Annotated in this window: 1 protein-coding gene; it reads right to left on the bottom strand. The window is 66.2% G+C overall.

All coding sequences use genetic code 11. The features are described 5' to 3' along the window. Window positions 1-13: 13 nt before the first annotated feature. A complete protein-coding gene (locus tag ACTOWY_RS44765; protein WP_441315694.1) occupies window positions 14-1,375 on the bottom strand; it encodes an IS4 family transposase in 1,362 nt (453 codons plus the stop codon). Window positions 1,376-1,484 lie beyond the last annotated feature (109 nt).

Below are 1,484 nucleotides of genomic sequence, written 5' to 3' on the forward strand. Positions count from 1 at the left end.
CAATGCCGCGTAGTTAGGGTTTGGGGTCTGTTGTCAAGCCTGCTGCTGTCAGCACGATCACGGTGATCTCTGCTCGATGGTTGGTGCGGTCGATGTCGCCTTTCGCGCGGTGTTTGGAGATCGCTCGCTTGACCACTCGTGGGCTGACCCGGCAGCGACGTGGGGGCAACAGGTCAGCCAGCACGGCGCGGCCGATGTTGCCGACCAGGTCGATGCTGGCCCCCGCGATCACGCCCGCGGCATGGACAACCTGGTCACGGGCTGCGTGCAAGGCCACGGTGAATCCGGCCCGATCCGCGCTGAGTTTGCCGCTGGCGGTGGCCTCGGCCATCGCCAGCCGCAGGATTTGGTAGGTCGTCAGCAAGGCATAGACCTCCTGGCTGATGCCATCAGGGGTGCGAGCACGCAGGACCCGCCCGCCCAGGATCGTGGACTTCAGTTCCAGGTAGGCGGTCTCGATCTCCCACCGCTGGTGATAGAGCGTGACGATCTCCACGGCGGGGAAGGCCCGGTGATCGGTCAGGGTGGTCAGCAGCCGATAGCGGCCGATACGTGTCTTTCCGTTGAGCCTGACCAGGATCTCGGCTTCGATGACCCGGAGAGTGAGTCTTCCTCGCGCTGTCAGCCATGACCCGTCAGGCAGGCGGCCCACCTGGGGCAGCGCGCGGTTGTCCTTGCAGCGGATGAGCAGACCGGCCCCGGTGTCGGTGATCTGGGTGAACAGGTCCTGGGCGGCGAAGTTGCGGTCGGCCAGCAGCAGCATGCCCGGTCGCAGACAGCCGAACAGGCGTGGGGCGTAGGTGGTTTCGCCGGTGCTGATCGGGCCGAAGGTGGCGGCCAGGATGGTGCGGGTGCCACAGGCCATCACGGTCAGCAGCCGCATCAGCGGGTATCCCGAGCCGCCGTGGGAACCGCTCTGGCGGGGGTAGGCGGCCAGGTTCGCCGCGCTGTCAGGGACGGAGAGTGTGGTGCCGTCCAGGGCACAGATCAGCATGCCTTTCCAGCGTGTGGCTCCGGGGCTGGGTCCGGCGAGCAGAGTGAACAAGGCTTGTAGTGGTGCCGGGCCGACCCGGCGGCGGGCTTGGGCCAGGGCTGAGGAGCTGGGCCGGGCCACGGGCAAGCCACAGAGTCCGGAGGTCAGTCGTGCCCAGATTTGGCGGTAGCCCAGCTCGGTGAACAGGCCTGCGGCCAGCAGCAGGTAGACCACTACCCGGGAGGGCAGGTCCCGGGTCCGGGTTTGCATGCTGCGGGTGGTGTTCAGGGCGTCGTCGACCATCTCGAAGGGGATGATCTGGGTGAGTTCGCCGAGGTGGCCGGGTGCGAGGGGTCCCTGGGCGAGGGTGGGGTGGCTGGTGGTGACAGACTGGTTGTCCAACGGAGTTCCTGCCGACAGTGATCTTGGTCGATTTCTGTTCTAGCAGGGACTCCGTTGGCTGTTTCACCAGGCTTGACAACCAGCCCCAAACACTAACTACGCGGCATTG

Source organism: Crossiella sp. CA198 (assembly GCF_052078295.1).
Taxonomy (GTDB): Bacteria; Actinomycetota; Actinomycetes; order Mycobacteriales; family Pseudonocardiaceae; genus Crossiella.